Raw genomic sequence first — 17977 nt, 5'->3', positions numbered from 1 at the left:
TACCGGCCCGGACGGCGTCAGTCCTGGCCTGCTCCGTTGATGTCGGCGGAGAGGCTGCTTCCGCGGACCGTGCCGGCCCGGATGAACACCTGGCCGGCTTTTACGCCGTCGCCGGAGAAGAGCGGCAGGCTGATCTCCAGCGGCAGCCAGGTGGGGATCAGGTCGGCGGTGATCTCGATCGGCAGGAGCGGGATGTTCAGGTACGGCACGGTGATCTTGCCGCCCAGGTGGGTGGCGTAGATGTCGACGTCGTCGATGTCCAGGTCGATGCCGAGGTCGAGCTTCGGGCCCGGGTCGGTGGTGCCGATCCGGTAGTTGTCCGCCTTCAGGTTGTCGGCGTGGAAGATCAGCGCCTTCACCGAGCCGCCGTCGCCGGTCGGCAGGTTGACCGTGCCCTTGAAGGTGAAGCCCTTCGCGAACAGGCGGTCCGCGCTGACCGTGGGCACGTTCGGGCCGTACTTGATCTCGGTGATCTTGCCGGGCGCGGCCATCGCCGGCGCGGGGGTGAGGCCGGCGCCCGCGCTGGGTGTGACGCCCGGAGTGGGGGTCACGGTGGGCGCGCCGGAGCCGCCGGTGCTGGGATCGGCGGAGCCGGACGTCGAGGGATCGCCGGGGCCGGACGGCCCGCCGGGCGTCGGGCCGGGCGTCGGCTTCGGGCCGGACGAGTCCGGCGGCGTCGGGGTCGGGCTGGGCGGGATCGTGCCGCCGGCCGTCGGCGAGGGCGTGGCCGAGGGGTTGGGGCAGATCAGCCACAGCCACTCCGGGATCCACCACGGCCGGGTCGCACCGGGTACCGGCACGCAGGTCGGCACGGCCGCCGGTGCCGCGGCCGCCGCCGCGTCCGGAGCTTCGCCCGGCACGGAGTTCCGCGCCTCGGCCGGCACGGAGTTCCGCGCCTCGGCCGGCATTGCGACCGCGGCAAGCATGACCGGGATCAGGACGAACGCGTGGCTCCGCCGGAACCAGTCGGACCACAACGGCCACTGCGACCGGTTCGGGTCCGGGCCCGGCGACTCGCGACGGTCGGCGGCATGGCGTGGCCCGTCGACGGCTGCCGTCGTCGTGGTGGTGGACCTGGGCGGTCCCGAAGCCGCATACAGCGCCTCGGTGATGCGCGTGGCCGACTCGTCGTCGATGTCGTCGTCGGGGAGTTCGACGACGATCGGGCGGGGGCGGTGTGGGTGCCAGCCGAAGGACATCGCGGAGCCCAGCAGGGCCAGCAGGGCGCCGAAACCCAGGCCGCCCAGGTTGCTGGTCACTACCGAGACCAGGGCGCAGATCGTGCTGAGCACGGCGATGAAGGCTCGCTGGGCGGGCGCGAACCAGAAGAACAGGCCGGCTGCCACCAGGATGGCGCCGATCGCGAAGCCGGAAATGGCCGCGGTTCCTACGTGGATCATGATGGGGAGCGGGGCCAGCGGGACCGACAGGATGGTGGCGCCGCCGGCGATCGTGGCGATGCCGCCCCAGAACGGGCGGGTTCGGCGCCAGGTTCGGAAAGCTCGGCGCGGCCGGCGGGCGGGAAGCCGCTCGTCCAGCCGCGCCGCGGCGTCGGTGAAGGCGGTCAGAAACATTCGTGCACGCCGGCGGTGACGCTGACGTCCAGGCCGCCGGAGAGCTTGACCGTGCCCCCGTTGGCCGACCACGCGGTGCTGCGGACGTCCTCGGTGCTCAGCGAACCGGCCTGCACCCCGAACCGGCCCTTCGGTCCGGTCACCCCGGGCACCCGGTTGAGGGTGGAGGCGTCCCGGCCGGCCTCGACGTCCGTGACCACGCCGTTGCCGCCGAGGAGGGCGTCGGCGTCGGCGACCACGTTCGTACCCGTGATCGGCTCGGTTTTTCCGCCCAGGACCTTCAGGGAGATCTTGCCGACCACCGGGACGGTGACCACCGCCGAGGTGCAGACGTCGCGCATGCTGGCCTTGCCCACGCCGGCCAGCATCACCGGGTGGTGGGCGCCGTCGACGCCGGCCGCGGTGTCCAGGTAGGCCGCCACGTCGGTGCCCTCGACCTTGGCCGCGCTGACCTTGAAGGACTGGCCGGAGACGCCGAACGACGCGGCCAGGGCGCCCTCGGCGATCGCGACGGTGAGGCCGCCCAGGGCGACCAGGGCGGGGATGAGAAGGACGGCCGAGCGGCCCCAGTGGGTCCGGCCCTCGTTGGCTGACGGCACGACGCGCTCCTAGGAGTAAAGCGAACTGATGGTGTCCGCGTACCGCTCCTGCACGACCCGGCGGCGCAGTTTCAGGGTCGGGGTGAGTTCGCCGCTCTCCGGCGTCCATGCGGTGGGCAGCACGCGGAAGGTTTTGACCTGTTCGGGGCGGGCGAGTTTCTCGTTGGCGGCGGACACCGCGGCGGTGATCTCGGCCAGCAGGTCGGGGTGGGTGGCCAGGTCGGCGACCCTGGTCTGGTCGAGGCCGTTGGCGCGGCCCCACATCGGCAGGAATTCGTCGTCCAGGACGATCAGTGCGGTGACGTACGGGCGGCGGTCGCCGATCGCCACCGCCTGGGCGATCAGCGGGTGGGCGCGCAGCAGGTTCTCGATCTGGGCGGGGGAGATGTTCTTCCCGCTCGACGTGATGATCAGTTCCTTCTTGCGGTCGGTGATGGTGAGGTATCCGTCGGCGTCGATCGTGCCGACGTCGCCGGTGGCGAGCCAGCCGTCGGCGTCGACGATCGGTTCCACGCCGCCGTCGGGGCGGAGATAGCCGGCGGCGACGAGCGGTCCGCGTACGCAGATCTCGCCGTCATCCTCGAGTTTGATCTCCATGCCGGGGTTGGTTCGCCCGACCGTGCCGGTCCGGAAGTGATCGGGGGTGTTGATGGTGGCGGTGCCGGTGGTCTCGGTCATGCCCCACACCTCGAGCACGTCGACACCGATGCCGGCCAGGTAGAGCAGCACGTCGACCGGGATCGGCGCGGCGCCGCTGCCGGCCCACAGCATGTTGTCGAGGCCGAGCTTGGCGCGCAGCGGCCGCAGCACCTGGGCGTCGAGGGTGGCGTGTTTGATCAGCAGTTCGGTCGGGACGGGTTGTTCGGCGGCGCGCAGCCGGTAGACCTCGAGGGCGACCGCGCCGGCCATCTCGACGGCGGCCTTGACGGGCGGCTCGGCGGCGGTGAGCTGCGCCTGGATGCCGGCGACCATCTTCTCCCAGATGCGCGGCACCCCGAAGAACGAGACCGGCCGGACGGTGACCAGGCCGGCGAGGAGCTTGGCCGGGTCGGGGCAGATGGTGACGTGCCCGGCCCGGTAGATCGGGTTGTAGATGCCGAGCATCCGTTCGGCGATGTGCGCGAGCGGCAGGTAGGCCAGCGACGGCGTGTGGTCGGGCGTGGTCACGGTCGCTTCGAGCACCACCGACTGGTAGATCACGTTGCCGTGGGTGAGCACGACACCTTTCGGGTCCCCGGTGGTGCCGGACGTGTAGAGCAGGGTGACCGGCTGCTCCGGTCGTACCTCCTGCCAGGTCTTTTCGAAGGCTTCGGGGTCGGCCTCGTGCGCGGCCTTGCCGCGCGCCTCGACCTCGTCCAGCGACGAGCCGACCACCAGGATCTGCGGTGGTTGCGCCAGGCCGTCGACGATTGCTTCCCATCGCGTACGGGCGGAATCGTCCTCGACCACCACGATCTTCGCCCCGCTGTGCCGGGCGAGGTAGCGCAGCTGGTCGGTGGACAGGGTGGCGTAGACGGTGGACGGCACCGCGCCCAGGTGCACGGCGGCGAGGTCGGTGATCCAGTGTTCGGGGCGGCCGGACATCATGATCAGCAGCCGGTCGCCGGAGCCCAGGCCGAGCTCGGCGAGGCCGCGGGACACCGCGGCGATCCGGTCGCGGAGCTGCCGCCAGGTGAGGGTGCCGTCGCGGCCGAGGACGCTCAGCGCGGGCAGGTCACCGAATTCGGTGGCGTTGCGGTGGAGCAGAACGGGAACGGTCAGCCCACGGGCGGTGTCGGCACACCGCTGGGCGACGGAGGGAACCATGTGTCGTCCTCCTTCAGCCGTCGGCCGCGAGCGGGTTGCGGCGCCGGGCGAATCGCTGGCGAAGATCGTTGAGGTAGTAGTCCTTCAAACCCGCCCGCAGCCTGAGCGGCAGGTGGGGGTAGACGACGGCGGAGGCGCGGAAGCTTCCGTCGAGGATGCGCTGTTGTCGCGGCGTCCACGGGTAGCCGTAGCCGGCCCGGATCGGGGCGGGCAGCAGGCCGATCGTGGTGAAGCGGTTGACCGGGATGCCGGGGCGCAGGGCGAGCGGCAGGTTCCTCGGCCACATCAGGGCGTCGCCGATCGCCTTGCCCTCGGGGCTGACCCGCAACGTGCCGACCATGTCGGCCCAGTAGCGCTCGAACGTGGCCCGGCCGGCCGGCCAGGCCTCCTCGGGGCAGCCGATCGAGGTGGCGAGCACGCTGTACTGCCGGTAGCAGTCGTCGAGCTCGGCGCCGCTGAGCGGCCGGAACACCTTCTGGTAGAGCACGACGGCGGTCTCGTAGAGCGTGGCGTTGACCCAGACCTGCAGGTCGGGGTCGTTGGCGTAGTAACCGGGGCCGGTGACCTTGCGGTGCATGGCCTCGACGGCGCGGCTGATCGTCCGCGCCTCCTCGCGGGTGCCGAAGAGCACCCCGTAGACGTAGCTCATCGTGGTGCGCAGGCGGTCGAGTGGGCGCTCGGCGAAGTTGCTGTGGTCGTACACCCCCTGGGCGACCCCGGGGTGTGCGACCTGCAGCAGCGTCGCCCGTCCGCCACCGGCGAGCAACAGCCCTTCGCGGGCCACCCGCCGGATGACCGCGGCGTCGTCGAACAGGCCGTCATCCATGCGAAGAACGTAAACGACGATTAACTTGTTGGGAACAGTCCCGAGCTCATGACGCGATTTTCCGCAGCATCTGCCAGGTAAATTTGGCGAACTCGGATTAACTTAGCGGGACCAGCACGGCGCGCATGAGCTGCACCAGGTGGCGGTCCATGCCGGTGCGGCGGTCGAAGTGCACCCAGCGGCTCAGGTCGGTGACCAGGTTGACGGCGGCGTGCACCCGGACCCGCGCCGTCGGGGCGGACTCCAGTCGCGTCGCGGTGACCAGCCGGACCCACTCCTCGACGTGCAGCCGCTGCACCTTGCGCAGCTCGTGCCGGTCGGACTCGGGCAGGTTGTTGTTCTCCGCGAGGTAGACCGACACCAGGTCGCTGCGTTCGAAGGTCAGGTCGACGTACGACTCGATCATGCGGCCGAGCGCGTCGAAATTGTCCTTGGCGCCGGTGAGGGCGGCGGCGGTCGCCTCGGTGACGCGTTCCGACGCGCGGTAGAACGCGGCGGCGAGGATGTCGCCCTTGCCGGGGAAGTAGCGGTAGACGCTGGACGCGTTGATGCCCGCGGCCGCGCCGATGTCCTCGATGCTGACCGCGTGGTAGCCGTGCTTACGGAAGAGCTGGATCGACTCGGCGAGCAGGATCTCCCGGCGGGAGCCGACGTGCACCTTGGCCGGCCGGGGCCTTTCGGGAAGCGGGGCGAGCGGGGTGGGTGGCTCGGCGCTCAGCACGGCGTGGGCGGCCCCCTGCAGCGTCCACTCGGCGCGGCCCTTCGGGATCGCGGCGCGGTGGGTGCTGATGCTGCCGAGCACGCTGAGCGCGGCCCGGGCCAGGGCGTTCGCGTCGGCCGCGGACAGCTCGGGGCGGGCGGCGGACAGCGGCCGGACCACCCGTTGCAGCAGGACGCCGAGATCGCGCAGGAACTCGGCGCGGTGCTCGGGCGTCAGATAGCGCCACTCCCACTGGTAGAGGCCGCCGGTGTTGCGGTGCGCGACGGACACCCGGGCGAGCGCGTCGACCAGCTCGCCGACCTCGACCGCCGGGTTCTCGTGCGGCGGCAACTCGGTGGCGGCCAGTGTCGTGGCGACCAGGCTGCGCGTAGCGTGGACGAGGATCGCGTACTTGTTCTCGAAGTGCCGGTAGACGGCCGGGGCGCTGATCCCGACCGCCGCGGCGATCTCCTCGAGGCCGACGCCGTGATAGCCGCGCGCACAGAACAGCTCGGCCGCGACCTGAGCGATCTGGGCCTTGCGGTCCTTCGGCCGTTTCCGGCCGCCGGGGACGTCGACGGTTGAGCTGCGCACCGCGACAGCGTACCCCTCCGGTTATTCATGATTCGTTTGTGACCTTCGTTGATTCGCTTGACACAGAGGCGAAACACGCGAAAAAGTTAATCAGGATTCGCACCGCTGAGGCGATAGGAGAGCAGCTGTGGCAACCGAGGCGTTCCTCTACGACGCCCTGCGCACACCCCGGGGGAGGGGTAAGCGAAACGGCTCGTTGCACGGCACGAAGCCGGTGTCGCTGGTCGTGGGCCTGATCGACGAACTTCGCCGGCGCCGGCCCGGGCTCGACCCGGCCGAGATCGACGACGTGGTGCTCGGCGTCGTCTCCCCGGTCGGCGAGCAGGGCGCCGACATCGCCAAGACCGCGGCGCTCGCCGCCGGGCTGCCCGACACGGTGGCCGGCGTGCAGCTCAACCGTTTCTGCGCGTCCGGGCTGGAAGCGGTCAACATGGCCGCGATGAAGGTCCGCTCCGGCTGGGAGGACCTGGTCCTCGCCGGCGGCGTCGAGTCGATGTCGCGGGTGCCGATGGGCTCCGACGGCGGCGCCTGGGCGCTCGACCCGGAGACCAACCTGACCACCGGCTTCGTCCCGCAGGGCGTCGGCGCCGACCTGATCGCCACCATGGACGGCTACTCCCGCACCGACGTCGACGCGTGGGCGGTGCGCTCGCAGCAGCGGGCCGCGGCAGCCTGGGCCAACGGCTGGTTCGCCGGCTCGGTCGTGCCGGTCCGCGACCGCAACGGCCTGCTCGTGCTCGACCGCGACGAGCACATCCGCGCCGACACCACCGTCGAGTCGCTCGCCGCGCTCCCGGCGTCCTTCGCCAAGGTCGGCGACCAGGGCGGCTTCGACGCGGTGGCGCTGCAGAAATACCACTGGGTCGAGCGGATCGAGCACGTCCACCACGCCGGCAACTCCTCCGGCATCGTCGACGGCGCCGCCCTCTGCGTGATCGGCTCGGCCGACGCGGGTGTGCGCAACGGGCTCACCCCGCGCGCCCGGATCGTGGCCACCGCGGTCAGCGGCGCCGACCCGACCATCATGCTGACCGGCCCGGCGCCGGCCACCCGCAAGGCGCTGACCAAGGCCGGGCTGACCGTCGACGACCTCGACCTGGTCGAGATCAACGAGGCGTTCGCGGCCGTGGTGCTGCACTACATCGACGACATGAAGCTCGACCCGGACATCGTCAACGTCAACGGCGGCGCGATCGCGATGGGCCACCCGCTCGGCGCCACCGGCGCGATGATCCTCGGCACCCTCGTCGACGAGCTGGAACGGCGCGGCGGCCGCTACGGCCTGGCCACCCTGTGCATCGGCGGCGGCATGGGCATCGCCACGGTCATCGAGAGGCTCTCATGATCCACTTCGACCGGGCGGCCGACGGCATCGTCACCCTCACCCTCGACGACCCGTCGCGCGGCGCCAACACGATGAACCAGGCCTACGTCGCGGCGATGGACACGACCCTGGCCCGCCTCGAGGCCGAGCGCGACGACATCACCGGCGTGATCATCACCTCGGCCAAGAACTCGTGGTTCGCCGGCGGCGACCTCGACTCGCTCCGGGAGATCGGGCCCGACCAGGCGCAGCAGGCCTTCGACCAGTCCAACCGGGTCAAGGCGCAGCTGCGCCGGCTGGAGACGCTGGGCCGGCCGGTGGTCGCCGCCCTCAACGGCTCCGCCCTCGGCGGCGGCCTCGAGTTGGCGCTGGCCTGCCACCGCCGGATCGCGCTGGACAACCCGCGGCTGGAGGTCGGCCTGCCCGAGGTCACCCTCGGCCTGCTGCCGGCCGGCGGCGGCGTGGTCCGCACCGTCCGGCTGCTCGGCCTGGCCACCGCGCTCACCCAGCTGCTGCTCACCGGCGTACGCCACCGGGTCGCCGCCGGTAAGGCGCTCGGCCTGATCGACGAGGTCGTCGCCACCCCGGAGGAACTGCTCGCCGCGGCGCGAACCTGGATTCGCGACAACCCGGACGCCGTGCAGCCGTGGGACACCAAGGGCTACAAGATTCCCGGCGGGTCGCCGTCCACCCCGGCGCTGGCCGCGCAGCTGCCGGCCTTCCCGGCCAACCTGCGCAAGCAGCTCAAGAACGCGCCCTACCCGGCGCCGCGCAACATCATGTGCGCGGCGGTCGAGGGTGCCCAGGTCGATGTGGACACCGCGTTCGTCATCGAGAGCCGGTACTTCGCCGACCTGGCCACCGGCCAGACCGTGAAAAACATGATCAAGGCGTTCTTCTACGACCTGAACGAGGTCAACCGGCGGGACGTGGGGGCGGTCCCGCCGGTCAGCAAGGTGGCAGTGCTCGGGGCGGGCATGATGGGCGCGGCCATCGCGTACGTCTGTGCCCGCTCCGGCCTCGATGTCGTGCTGCGCGATGTGACCGCGGAATCGGCGGCGCGCGGAAAGGCGTACAGCGAAAAGCTCGTCGCCAAGGACGTCGGCCGCGGCAAGATCACCGAGCGCAAGGGGCAGGAGTTCCTGGCCCGCATCGTGCCGACCGCCGAGGTGTCCGACCTGGCGGGCGCCGACCTGGTGATCGAGGCGGTGTTCGAGGACGTCGGCCTCAAGCACAAGGTGTTCGCCGAGATCGAGGACGTCGTCGCGCCGAACGCGCTGCTCTGCTCGAACACGTCCACCCTGCCGATCACCCTGCTCGCCGACGGGGTGAAGCGCCAGGCCGACTTCATCGGACTGCACTTCTTCTCACCGGTCGACAAGATGCCGCTGGTCGAGGTCATCCCGGGCGAGAAGACCAGCGACGAGACCCGGCGCCGCGCCCTCGACGTGGTCCAGAAGCTGCGCAAGACCCCGATCGTCGTCAACGACAGCCGCGGCTTCTTCACCAGCCGGGTGATCGGCACGTTCACCAACGAGGGCATCGCCATGCTCGCCGAGGGGGTGCCGCCGGCCAGCATCGAACAGGCCAGCAGCCAGGCCGGATACCCCGCGCCGGTGCTCGCGCTGATGGACGAACTCACCCTCACGCTGCCGCGCAGGATCCGCGAGGAGACCCGCGCCGCCGCCGGCGACACCTGGGTGGCGCACCCCGCCGACGCGGTCGTCGACCGCATGATCGACGAATTCGGTCGCCCTGGCCGATCTTCCGGCAAGGGCTTTTACGAGTACGCCGAGGGAAAGCGAACCCGCCTCTGGCCCGGCCTGTCCGCGTTCGCCGGCCCGTCGCCGTCCGCAGTGCCTTTTGAAGACCTCAAGGAGCGGCTGCTGTTCAGCGAGGCCCTGGAGAGCGTGAAGTGCCTCGACGAGGGCGTGCTCACGTCGGTCGCCGAGGCGAACATCGGCTCGATCCTCGGCATCGGCTATCCGGGCTGGACCGGCGGCGTCCTGCAGTACATCAACGGCTACCCGGGCGGCCTGCCCGGCTTCGTGTCCCGCGCCCGCCGGCTCGCCGAGCGTTATGGCGACCGCTTCACCCCGCCGCCGCTGCTGCTGGCCAAGGCCGCCGACGGAACACTCTTCGTCTGACCCGTAGCGCCGGGGGTGGCTCGCCGCATGCGGGCCACCCCCGGCCGTGCCGGCTGTCCCCCGTGCGAGCTACCCGCAAGTGTCCACCGTGCGGGGACGAATTCGAGGTTCTCGATAAATAGCGTTCTCACCAGCCCCGGAACGCAACACGGGAACTCACGAAGGAGTCGTCATGCGACTGGTCAAGCAGCTCGTGGTGGTCGCGGTGGTGGCCATGGCCGGCAGCCTGCTCGTCGGCGCGGTCAACTGGAACCCGATCCTGACCCTCGTCCTGGGGCCGGCGTCGGCGGTGGCCGCGCTCGCCGCGTACCGGTGGATCGTGCGCCGCACCGAGCACCGCGAGGTGGTCGAACTGGCCCGGCCCGGCGCCGGCCGCGCCATCGGGCGGGGTGTGCTGATCGGCGTCGGGCTGTTCGCCGCGGTGATCCTCAACATCGCGCTGCTCGGCGGTTACCGGGTCGGCGGCTGGGGGAGTTTCGGCGGCACCGTGGCGCTGCTCGGGTTCATGACCGCGGCCGCGGTGACCGAGGAGCTGTTCTTCCGGGGCATCCTGTTCCGGATCGTCGAGGGGCGCTTCGGCACCTGGTGGGCGCTCGGCCTGACCGGCCTGCTGTTCGGCCTATCGCACCTGTTCAACCCGCACGCCAGCCTGTGGGGCGCGATCGCCATCGCGATCGAGGCCGGCGGGATGCTGGCCGCCGCGTACGCCGCCACCCGCACCCTGTGGGTGCCGATCGGGCTGCACTTCGGCTGGAACTTCGCCGAGGCCGGCCTGTTCGGCACCGCGGTCTCCGGCAGCGACACCCCCGCGGGCCTGGTGCACGGCGTGATGTCCGGCCCGGCCGCGCTGACCGGCGGCTCGTTCGGCCCTGAGGGCAGCCTCTACTCGGTGCTCGCCGGCCTGCTCACCACGGTGGTGTTCATGTGGCTGGCCCGCCGCCGCGGCCACATCGTCGCCCGCCGTCGCGGCACCGAGCCGGCCGCTACGCTCGTTCCGTGATCGACGTCCGGCGCATCCCGGACCGCTGGCAGGCACTCCCTGTCGCGGTCCGGGATCTCCCGCTTGCGCTGCTGATGGTGGTCGCGGCGCTGCTGCCGCCGCTGCGGGGGCACGGCACCCAGGTCGGCGAGCTGCCGGACCGGCCCTTCGACGGGTGGGTCGCCGTGGTCCTCGCCCTCGAATGCCTGCCGCTGATCGGCCGCCGCCGCCGGCCCGCCGCCTGCCTCGCCCTGGTGTCGGCCGGGTTCGCCGCCGACCAGGTGCTCCGCTACCACACGGCCGGCGGCACCGCCCTGGCCATCGCGCTGATCAGCGCCGGCGCGCACCTGCAACGGCACCGGCGCCTGGTCGCGGTCGCGGCTTCCACGGCGTACATCCCGCTGGCCTTTGCCCTTGATCGGCTCGGGTCGACCGAAGGGGTGTCCGGGTTCGCGACGTTCTACCTGTTCCTGGCGTTCGCGTGGGGGATCGGGGTGTGGCTGCGGCAGACCCGGGCCGCCGAGGCCGAACGGCGGCAGCACGTCGCCGAGGCCACCCGGGTCGCCGAACGCACCCGGATCGCCCGCGAACTGCACGACGTCGTCACCCACCACGTGACCGCGATGGTCGTGCAGGCCGAGGCGGCCCGCTACCTGACCGCCGCCCCCGAACGCCTCGATGAGTCGCTGACCGCGGTCAGCGAGACCGGCCGGCTCGCCCTCACCGACCTGCGGCACCTGCTCGACCTGCTCAACCCCGGCTCGGACGCCACCCGCGCGCCGACCGCCGGCGACCTGAGCACGCTGGTCGAGCAGACCCGGCGGTCCGGCCAGCCGGTCGAGCTCACCGAGGAGGGCGGCCCGGCGCTGAAGGCCGGCAGCGCCGAGATGGTGGCCTACCGGGTGGTGCAGGAAGCCCTCACGAACGCCCTGAAGTACGCGCACGGCAGCCACACCGGCGTGCACGTGCGCCGCGCCCCGAAGGAGATCACCGTGGAGGTCTGCACCGACGGGTCCGGCCCGCCGGTCACGGAGGTCGGCGGCAGCGGCCGCGGCCTGACCGGGCTGCGCGACCGGGTCGAGTTGCTCGGCGGCGAGTTCACCGCCGGCCGGCAGCCCGGCGGTGGCTTCGCGGTGCGTGCCCGGATCCCGTCGTGACCGCGCCGACCCGGGTGCTGGTCTGCGACGACCAGGCGCTGATCCGGATGGGTTTCGCCACCATCATCGACGCGCAACCCGACCTCGAGGTGGTCGGCGAGTGCGGCGACGGCCGGGCCGCGGTCGACCTGGCCGCCCGGCTGCACCCCGACGTGGTGGTGATGGACGTCCGGATGCCGATCCTCGACGGCATCGAGGCGACCCGCCTGCTGTCCGGCGCCGGCGTCGCCGACCCGGCGAAGGTCCTGGTGGTCACCACCTTCAACCTTGACGAGTACGTCTACGAGGCGCTGCGCGCCGGCGCCAGCGGTTTCCTGCTCAAGGACGCCCCGCCCGCCCAGCTGCTGCACGGCATCCGCACCGTCGCGGCCGGCGCCGCCCTGCTCGCCCCCGAGGTGACCCGCCAGCTGGTCGGCCGCTACGCCGCCCGGATCCGCCCGGCCGACGGCGACCCCGGCAACGTCCCGCTGACCACCCGCGAACTGGAGGTGCTGCGCCTGATCGCCGACGGCCTGTCCAACAGCGAGATAGCCGCCACCTTGGTGATCAGCCACGAGACGGTCAAGACGTACGTCTCCCGCATCCTGACGAAGCTCGACCTGCGCGACCGCGTCCAGGCGGTGGTCTACGCGTATCGCCGCGGCCTGGTGACCTGAACGCCACTCGTCGTACGGGGGTTGGCGATGCTCAACGAGCGCCTGCGACTGCTGCGCCTCCTGCCGCGCGGCGGCCGGGGGCTGACGGTCGCGCTCGTGGCACTCCAGCTTGTCCGGTCCGTGCTGCCGGCCGGGCCGGCCGTCGCGGTCGGCCGGTTGACCGCGGCCCTGTTCGGTCAAGGAAGCGGGCAGGTCGCGGCGGTGATGGCGGCGGGCGGCTCGTACGCCGAGCTCTACCGGTTGCCGGAACGCGCCTATCAGTAGGGTCAGGACCATGCCGGTTCCGTTCCAGCTCAGCACCCCGCCCGCGGTCCTCGACGACCTTCGCGCCCGGCTGCGCGCCACCCGCTGGCCCGACCAGCCGGAGGACGCCGGCTGGTCGCTCGGCACCGACGTCGGCTACCTGCGCGAGCTGGTCGCCTACTGGGCGGACGGGTTCGACTGGCCGGCCCGCGAGAAGGAACTGGCCCGCTTCCCGCACTTCCGGCTCACCCTCGGCGGCCTCGGCATCCACTTCGTGCACGCCCGCGCGGCCGGCCCGGCCCTCCCGCTGATCCTCAGCCACGGCTGGCCCGACTCGTTCTGGCGCTACACGAAGGTCATCGACCTGCTCACCGACCCCGGCGCGCACGGCGCCGACCCGGCCGACGCGTTCGACGTGATCGTCCCCGACATGCCCGGCTACGGCTATTCGGACCGCCCGGCCGGCGCCGCCCTCGACTCGATCGCCGTCGCCGGGCTGTGGGCCGAGCTGATGGCGGTGCTGGGTTACCAGCGGTTCGGCGCGGCCGGCGGCGACATCGGCAGCCACGTGAGCCGCTACCTGGCGCTCGACCACCCCGACCGGGTGGTGGCCGTGCACCGCACCGACGCCGGCCTGCCCGCCCCCGGCACCGACCCCGCCGAGCTGACCGTTGCGGAGCGGGAGTGGCTGGCCGGCGCGGCGGGCTGGGGCGCGGCCGAGGGTGCGTACGCCGCGATGCACCGCACCAAGCCGCAGACCGCCGCGGTCGGCCTCACCGACTCGCCGGCCGGCCTGGCCGCCTGGATCGTCGAGAAGATGCGGTCGTGGAGCGACGGCTCCTTCTTCACCGAGGACCAGGTCCTCACCAACGTGATGATCTACTGGCTGACCGGCACGATCGGGTCGTCGATGCGAATGTACCGGGCCAACGCCGCGATCCCGCCCGCCCAACTGGCCCGCCGGGTCGAGGTCCCGTCCGGGTTCGCGCTGTTCCCCGCCGACATCGTCCGCCCGCCGCGGGCCTGGCTCGACCGCACCGCCAACACCGTCCGGGTCACCGAGCCCGCACGCGGCGGCCACTTCGCGGCCTTCGAGGAGCCCGAGCTGTACGCCGCGGAACTGCGCGAGTTCTTCCGCCCGTACCGCGGCGCCGCGAGATGACCGCCCCGCTGCGCCGGGTCTCCGACGCCGAACGCCGCGCCCGGCTCGCCGTCCGGCATGCCCTCGCCCCCGGCTTCCGGGTCGCGTCCCCGGAGGCCGCGACCCGCGCGATGACCGTGCTGCACGCGACCGAGCCCGCCACCGTCTACCTGTCCACCTGGGCCCGGGTCGACGGCGTCAAGCCGGCCGACCTCGACCGGGCCCTCTACGACGACCGCAGCCTGGTGAAACAGCTGGCCATGCGCCGCACCCTGTTCGTCTTCCCGCGCGACCTGCTCCCCGCGGTGTGGCCCAGCGCCTCCGCCCGGGTGGCCGGCACCGAACGGGCCCGGATGGCGAAGGGCGCGGTCCTGGCCGGCCTCACCACCGACGGCGACAGATGGCTGGACCAGGCCCGGGCCGAGGTGCTGGCCGCCCTGGAGTCCTTCCCGGACGGCCTGCCGGCCGCCGAGATCCGCCGGGCGGTCCCGATGCTCGACGTAAAGGTGGCGGTCGGGGCCGGCAACGTCTGGGGCGCCGCCCGGGTGGTCACCCACCTGGGCCTGACCGCCGACCTCGTGCGCGGCACCAACACCGGCGGCTGGCACGTGTCCCGCCCCCGCTGGACCCGGATGGGCGACTGGCTCGGCGCGGTGCCCCCATCGCTGGACGCGGCCGACGGCTACCGCGAGATCATCCGCCGCTGGCTCTACAGCTTCGGCCCCGGCACCGAGGACGACCTGGTCTGGTGGCTCGGCTCCACCAAGGCGGTGGTGCGGGCCGCCCTGGCCGCACTCGGCGCGGTGCCGGTGACCCTCGACCACGGCGCCACCGGCTGGCTGCTGCCCGACGACGTCGCCGAGGTCGCCGACCCCGGGCCGTGGGCGGCGCTGCTGCCGGTGCTCGACCCGACCGTGATGGGCTGGCAGGGCCGCGACTTCTACCTGGGCCCGCACCGCGACCCGCTCTTCGACCGCACCGGCAACGCCGGCACCACCGCCTGGGTGAACGGCCGGGTGGTCGGCTGCTGGGTGCAGGACCAGGCCGGCGTCGTCGAGTTGCGCCTGCTGGAGAAGGTCGCGGCGGCCGAGCGCCGAGCGCTCGACGCCGAGGCGTCGCGATTGACCGGCTGGCTGGGCGGCTTCCGGGTCTCCAGCGTGTACGCCTCGGCCGCGATGAAGCTTGCGTCGCAAAGCTGACCGGCAGCCGCCCGCAGATTCCGCCGCCACCTGGCGGCCGCCAGCTGCTGCCGCACTCGGCACGCTGGTTTCTGCGGCCTAGATCAACACCATTTCCAGGATGTCGGGGCCTTCCAGCCCTGTTGAGGCCCCAACATCCTGAAAGTTGTGTTGATCATGAAGGCTTCACCCGCCCCGCGCGGCGCCGCCAGGCTGACCCGCCGACGCCTGCCCATACTGTGGTCAACGGCGTGGATCGGAGACGGAATGGCAGGTCAGGGCGGGCCGGCGAGTACCGAGGGCGGGCGTTTTGTCGTCATCGACGGGCGCCGCTGGCGGGCCACTGATCCCGCCATTCCGGAGGATGTTGCCGCGGTGCTGCGGCGGGTGCTGATGGCCGCCCGGCGCGACGTCGGTGTGAAGCTGCGGGCGGGGGAGGACCCGGCGCCGGCCCGGGCCCGGGTGCAGGCCGCCAAGGTCGCCCTCGGTGAGCGTGGCACCCCGTGGTGGGAGCAGGCCATCGAGGAGCGCCGCGAGCGCTGGGAGCAGGGCCTGCCCGACCCCCTACAGTGAAACGCCATGGGGATGTACGCCTCGGCCCGCGGCTGGCTGGAGATCGACTTCAAGCAGCGGGCCGCCGCGGAGGAGATCATCGGCCGGCACCACCACGACCTCTACTCGAGCGGCTGGGCTTCCCATCAGCGCTGTATCTCTTCTACGGCGGCGACATCCGCGAAGGCGCGCTGCCCTGGCTCCGCGCCCAGATCACCGAGCTGGCCGCGATGCCGCCGGCCGACGACGGCGACCGCCCCGCCGGCCAGCTCCTGATCACCGACGAGCGCGGCGACGAGGCGACCTGGCACGTGCGGGACGGATCGCTGATCGTCAGCTGACGAATCGCATCTCCGGGAAAGCGCGGCTCGGGCCATCCAGCAGGGGCTGTCGCTGGTGGCGCAGGTGCAGGTCGAAGAAGGCCAGCGGGTATGCCTGCTGGATGCGCACCGCCCGGGCCGGGGCCAGGGTGCCGATCCAGTCGGCCAGGTCCTCGTCGCTCATCCCGGTGATCGCCGCCAGCTGCGGCAGCAGCCACTGGTGGTCGCAATAGGCGCCGTGCAGGCCGCCCTCGGCGTGGATCTCGCGCCGCCAGCCGTGCAGCAGCGGCCAGAACTCGGCGACGCCGGAGTCCTCGGTGGTTCGGGTGAACTCCGCGGTCAGCAGCATGAACGGCCGGTCGATCTCGGTGGCAAAGGGGACGGACTGCATCGGGCCGTCGAGGCTGAGCCCGGCCAGCACCCGCCGGTCGGAGTTCATCACCAGGGCGGTCGCGGTCGCGCCTTTCGACCAGCCGTACATGCCGATCCGGCGCGGGTCGATCATGACGCCCAGGCCGGCGGCCAGGTCCTCGATGCGGTCGAGGACGAACAGGATGTCGTGGGCGTGGTCCCAGGGCGTGACCGACACGTCGTCGTCGGGCACGGTGAGCCGGCCGTCGGGGAACTCGCTGTATGAGTCGTCCGGATGGTCCACGGTGACCACCACGTAGCCGTGGCTGGCGAGTTCCTGCACCACGATGGTGGTCTCCGACCGGTGCCCGCCGGCGCCGTGCGAGAACACGACCACCGGTCGCCGGCCGGTGCCGACGAGTGCCGGCGCCCCCTCGTGGCCGGCGGTCAGTGGCGCGGCGACATCGATGTCGATGTCGGCGGAGGCGAGCAGCTCCCGCAACGGCGCGGCGGTCAGCCACGGCGTCACCGGGAACCGCCCGACGTTGCGGGCCGGATACCAGACGCTGACCATCATTTCGCGATGGCGGGCCCGGTCGATCAGGTGGAGCGGCACGGTGTCGACCGGATGCGGCCCGGTCGGGGCCGGCAGGGTGAGCCGGGCGGCGGCCTGCGCCGCGGCCGGCCATCCACTGCCGAGCGGTACGGCGACCCCGGTCGCGAGCGCGGCGGTGAGCAGACGTCGGCGGGTCAGAGTCATCGGTCCTCCGTCGGGTCGGCGGTCTCTACCCGGGCGATCAGCTGTTTGAGTCGCCCGATCTCCTCGATGAGTGCGGTGTTGCCGGCCGCGGTCAGGGTGATCCAGGTGCGGCCGCGCTTGCCCTCGTAGCCCTTCTCGATCTCGATCAGGCCCGCTTCCTCCAACACGCTCAAGTGCTTGGAAAGGTTGCCGGCGGTCAGCTCCAGTTGCGTACGCAAATAGCCGAACTCGACCCGGCGGGCCTCGTGCGTGATGGTGAGAATCCCCAGCCGGACCCGTTGGTGGACGACCTCGTCGAGACCGTTGACCGGGTGCGCGGCGTCTGAGCTCTCGGTGGGAGTCACGGCCGTCACCGTTGCCGTCGCCGGAAGCCGAGAGCGCCCAGCAGCAGCACCACACCGACGATGAGCTGCGGCACCGCCATCTGCGCCCGGAGCCCGCCCCAGTGCACCAGCCGGGTGCCGTCGCTCATCGGCAGCACCAGCAGCACCAGCACCAGGTAGCCGACGGTGAACAGCAGCAGCGCGACGTTGCGTTCGAGCCAGGCCAGCACCAGCAGGGTCACGCCGATCATGCCCCACGGCATGACCAGGCGATCCAGCACATACCACCAGTAGGGGAGCGGGCCCTCCGGGTACGGATGGTTCGAGAAATACACCGCCAGCGCCACCCAGGCACCGGGGAACACGACGGTGGTCACGGCGCCGGTGATCGCATACGGCCAGACGCGGCTGCCCAGCCCCCGCGCCCGGGCGGCCCGCACGTGGAGGAAGGCGATCGCCGCGTAGGCCAGGAGCATCGCCCACGGCCAGTAATAGAGCATGCCCCGCCGCGCATACGCACAACTGCCGTCGGGCGCGCAGTCCAGCTTCATGCCGAACCAGTCGAACGGGATCGCGACGAGCGTCGCCGCGGCCAGCACCAGCAGCGCACTCCAGGTCATCCGCTGGTCGAGCCGCACCCGATGGGCGAGGGTGCGCATGTCGGCCAGCAGCCGGCGGGGATCGCCGGCTGCTGGCGCCGATTCAGTGGTCATGCCAATAGGTTTCCACAGCAAACCTATTGGTGCA

Annotated in this window: 18 protein-coding genes; 10 read left to right on the top strand and 8 right to left on the bottom strand. The window is 72.0% G+C overall.

Annotated features, from left to right (window positions below; translation table 11 throughout):
• Positions 1-17: 17 nt before the first annotated feature.
• The 5 genes from Adu01nite_RS21700 to Adu01nite_RS21680 all read right to left on the bottom strand — a co-directional run bounded on the left by Adu01nite_RS21700 (position 18) and on the right by Adu01nite_RS21680 (position 6099).
• Positions 18-1574, bottom strand: coding sequence for a DUF6114 domain-containing protein (locus Adu01nite_RS21700; protein ID WP_203728749.1), 1557 nt, complete (start codon positions 1572-1574; stop codon positions 18-20).
• Complete coding sequence (locus Adu01nite_RS21695) at positions 1565-2173, bottom strand: DUF6230 family protein (protein WP_203728748.1); 609 nt, start codon at positions 2171-2173, stop codon at positions 1565-1567. Before Adu01nite_RS21695 ends, Adu01nite_RS21700 begins: the two co-directional genes overlap by 10 nt.
• 9 nt (positions 2174-2182) lie before the next feature.
• The gene (locus Adu01nite_RS21690) at positions 2183-3979 is read right to left on the bottom strand and encodes an AMP-dependent synthetase/ligase (protein ID WP_203728747.1); all 1797 of its coding nucleotides are present in this window, start codon (positions 3977-3979) and stop codon (positions 2183-2185) included.
• Between the two features lie 13 nt (positions 3980-3992).
• Complete coding sequence (locus Adu01nite_RS21685; RefSeq protein WP_203728746.1) at positions 3993-4805, bottom strand: oxygenase MpaB family protein; 813 nt, start codon at positions 4803-4805, stop codon at positions 3993-3995.
• A 97-nt stretch (positions 4806-4902) separates the two neighbouring features.
• Positions 4903-6099 (bottom strand): TetR/AcrR family transcriptional regulator, encoded by a 1197-nt coding sequence (locus Adu01nite_RS21680; RefSeq protein ID WP_203728745.1) that lies wholly within the window; start codon positions 6097-6099, stop codon positions 4903-4905.
• Positions 6100-6226: 127 nt separating this feature from the next.
• Here Adu01nite_RS21680 and Adu01nite_RS21675 point away from each other — a divergent pair, with 127 nt between their 5' ends.
• The 10 genes from Adu01nite_RS21675 (at position 6227) to Adu01nite_RS21630 (ending at position 15817) form a co-directional block, all read left to right on the top strand.
• Positions 6227-7444, top strand: a complete 1218-nt coding sequence (locus tag Adu01nite_RS21675; protein ID WP_203728744.1) for an acetyl-CoA C-acetyltransferase — start codon at positions 6227-6229, stop codon at positions 7442-7444.
• Positions 7441-9570, top strand: a complete 2130-nt coding sequence (locus Adu01nite_RS21670) for a 3-hydroxyacyl-CoA dehydrogenase NAD-binding domain-containing protein (RefSeq protein ID WP_203728743.1) — start codon at positions 7441-7443, stop codon at positions 9568-9570. The genes Adu01nite_RS21675 and Adu01nite_RS21670 overlap by 4 nt, the downstream gene beginning before the upstream one ends.
• Before the next feature lie 172 nt (positions 9571-9742).
• A complete protein-coding gene (locus Adu01nite_RS21665; protein ID WP_203728742.1) occupies positions 9743-10570 on the top strand; it encodes a CPBP family intramembrane glutamic endopeptidase in 828 nt (275 codons plus the stop codon).
• Positions 10567-11706 (top strand): sensor histidine kinase, encoded by a 1140-nt coding sequence (locus tag Adu01nite_RS21660; RefSeq protein ID WP_203728741.1) that lies wholly within the window; start codon positions 10567-10569, stop codon positions 11704-11706. The genes Adu01nite_RS21665 and Adu01nite_RS21660 overlap by 4 nt, the downstream gene beginning before the upstream one ends.
• Positions 11703-12362 (top strand): response regulator, encoded by a 660-nt coding sequence (locus Adu01nite_RS21655; protein ID WP_203728740.1) that lies wholly within the window; start codon positions 11703-11705, stop codon positions 12360-12362. Before Adu01nite_RS21660 ends, Adu01nite_RS21655 begins: the two co-directional genes overlap by 4 nt.
• A gap of 27 nt (positions 12363-12389) precedes the next feature.
• On the top strand, positions 12390-12626 hold the full coding sequence (locus tag Adu01nite_RS21650) for a hypothetical protein (RefSeq protein ID WP_203728739.1): 237 nt from the start codon (positions 12390-12392) through the stop codon (positions 12624-12626).
• 10 nt (positions 12627-12636) lie between these two features.
• The gene (locus Adu01nite_RS21645; RefSeq protein ID WP_203728738.1) at positions 12637-13767 is read left to right on the top strand and encodes an epoxide hydrolase family protein; all 1131 of its coding nucleotides are present in this window, start codon (positions 12637-12639) and stop codon (positions 13765-13767) included.
• Complete coding sequence (locus Adu01nite_RS21640) at positions 13764-14945, top strand: winged helix DNA-binding domain-containing protein (RefSeq protein WP_239132604.1); 1182 nt, start codon at positions 13764-13766, stop codon at positions 14943-14945. The genes Adu01nite_RS21645 and Adu01nite_RS21640 overlap by 4 nt, the downstream gene beginning before the upstream one ends.
• Before the next feature lie 246 nt (positions 14946-15191).
• Positions 15192-15497: a hypothetical protein gene (locus Adu01nite_RS21635; RefSeq protein WP_203728737.1), complete on the top strand. Its 306-nt coding sequence runs from the start codon at positions 15192-15194 to the stop codon at positions 15495-15497.
• On the top strand, positions 15494-15817 hold the full coding sequence (locus tag Adu01nite_RS21630) for a hypothetical protein (RefSeq protein WP_203728736.1): 324 nt from the start codon (positions 15494-15496) through the stop codon (positions 15815-15817). Before Adu01nite_RS21635 ends, Adu01nite_RS21630 begins: the two co-directional genes overlap by 4 nt.
• Here Adu01nite_RS21630 and Adu01nite_RS21625 read toward each other — a convergent pair.
• Genes Adu01nite_RS21625 through Adu01nite_RS21615 form a run of 3 tightly spaced genes read right to left on the bottom strand, consistent with a single transcriptional unit; the run spans position 15810 to position 17943 of the window.
• Complete coding sequence (locus tag Adu01nite_RS21625; protein WP_203728735.1) at positions 15810-16907, bottom strand: alpha/beta hydrolase family protein; 1098 nt, start codon at positions 16905-16907, stop codon at positions 15810-15812. The genes Adu01nite_RS21630 and Adu01nite_RS21625 overlap by 8 nt on opposite strands.
• Positions 16904-17260: a transcriptional regulator gene (locus tag Adu01nite_RS21620; RefSeq protein ID WP_379127574.1), complete on the bottom strand. Its 357-nt coding sequence runs from the start codon at positions 17258-17260 to the stop codon at positions 16904-16906. The genes Adu01nite_RS21625 and Adu01nite_RS21620 overlap by 4 nt, the downstream gene beginning before the upstream one ends.
• Positions 17257-17943 carry a hypothetical protein gene (locus Adu01nite_RS21615; RefSeq protein WP_203728733.1) on the bottom strand — a complete coding sequence of 229 codons (687 nt, stop codon included), beginning with the start codon at positions 17941-17943 and terminating at the stop codon, positions 17257-17259. Before Adu01nite_RS21615 ends, Adu01nite_RS21620 begins: the two co-directional genes overlap by 4 nt.
• Positions 17944-17977: the final 34 nt, after the last annotated feature.

The organism is Paractinoplanes durhamensis, assembly GCF_016862175.1.
GTDB lineage: Bacteria > Actinomycetota > Actinomycetes > Mycobacteriales > Micromonosporaceae > Actinoplanes > Actinoplanes durhamensis.
Note: the sequence above shows the minus strand (reverse complement) of the source record. Positions and strands in the feature narration are given on the sequence as shown.

Coding starts and splice junctions, on each gene's coding strand:
- Adu01nite_RS21670 (WP_203728743.1), top strand. CDS start 7,441: ATGATCCACTTCGACCGGGCGGCCGACGGCATCGTCACCCTCACCCTC.
- Adu01nite_RS21690 (WP_203728747.1), bottom strand. CDS start 3,979: ATGGTTCCCTCCGTCGCCCAGCGGTGTGCCGACACCGCCCGTGGGCTG.
- Adu01nite_RS21615 (WP_203728733.1), bottom strand. CDS start 17,943: ATGACCACTGAATCGGCGCCAGCAGCCGGCGATCCCCGCCGGCTGCTG.
- Adu01nite_RS21685 (WP_203728746.1), bottom strand. CDS start 4,805: ATGGATGACGGCCTGTTCGACGACGCCGCGGTCATCCGGCGGGTGGCC.
- Adu01nite_RS21640 (WP_239132604.1), top strand. CDS start 13,764: ATGACCGCCCCGCTGCGCCGGGTCTCCGACGCCGAACGCCGCGCCCGG.
- Adu01nite_RS21635 (WP_203728737.1), top strand. CDS start 15,192: ATGGCAGGTCAGGGCGGGCCGGCGAGTACCGAGGGCGGGCGTTTTGTC.
- Adu01nite_RS21625 (WP_203728735.1), bottom strand. CDS start 16,907: ATGACTCTGACCCGCCGACGTCTGCTCACCGCCGCGCTCGCGACCGGG.
- Adu01nite_RS21645 (WP_203728738.1), top strand. CDS start 12,637: ATGCCGGTTCCGTTCCAGCTCAGCACCCCGCCCGCGGTCCTCGACGAC.
- Adu01nite_RS21665 (WP_203728742.1), top strand. CDS start 9,743: ATGCGACTGGTCAAGCAGCTCGTGGTGGTCGCGGTGGTGGCCATGGCC.
- Adu01nite_RS21700 (WP_203728749.1), bottom strand. CDS start 1,574: ATGTTTCTGACCGCCTTCACCGACGCCGCGGCGCGGCTGGACGAGCGG.
- Adu01nite_RS21650 (WP_203728739.1), top strand. CDS start 12,390: ATGCTCAACGAGCGCCTGCGACTGCTGCGCCTCCTGCCGCGCGGCGGC.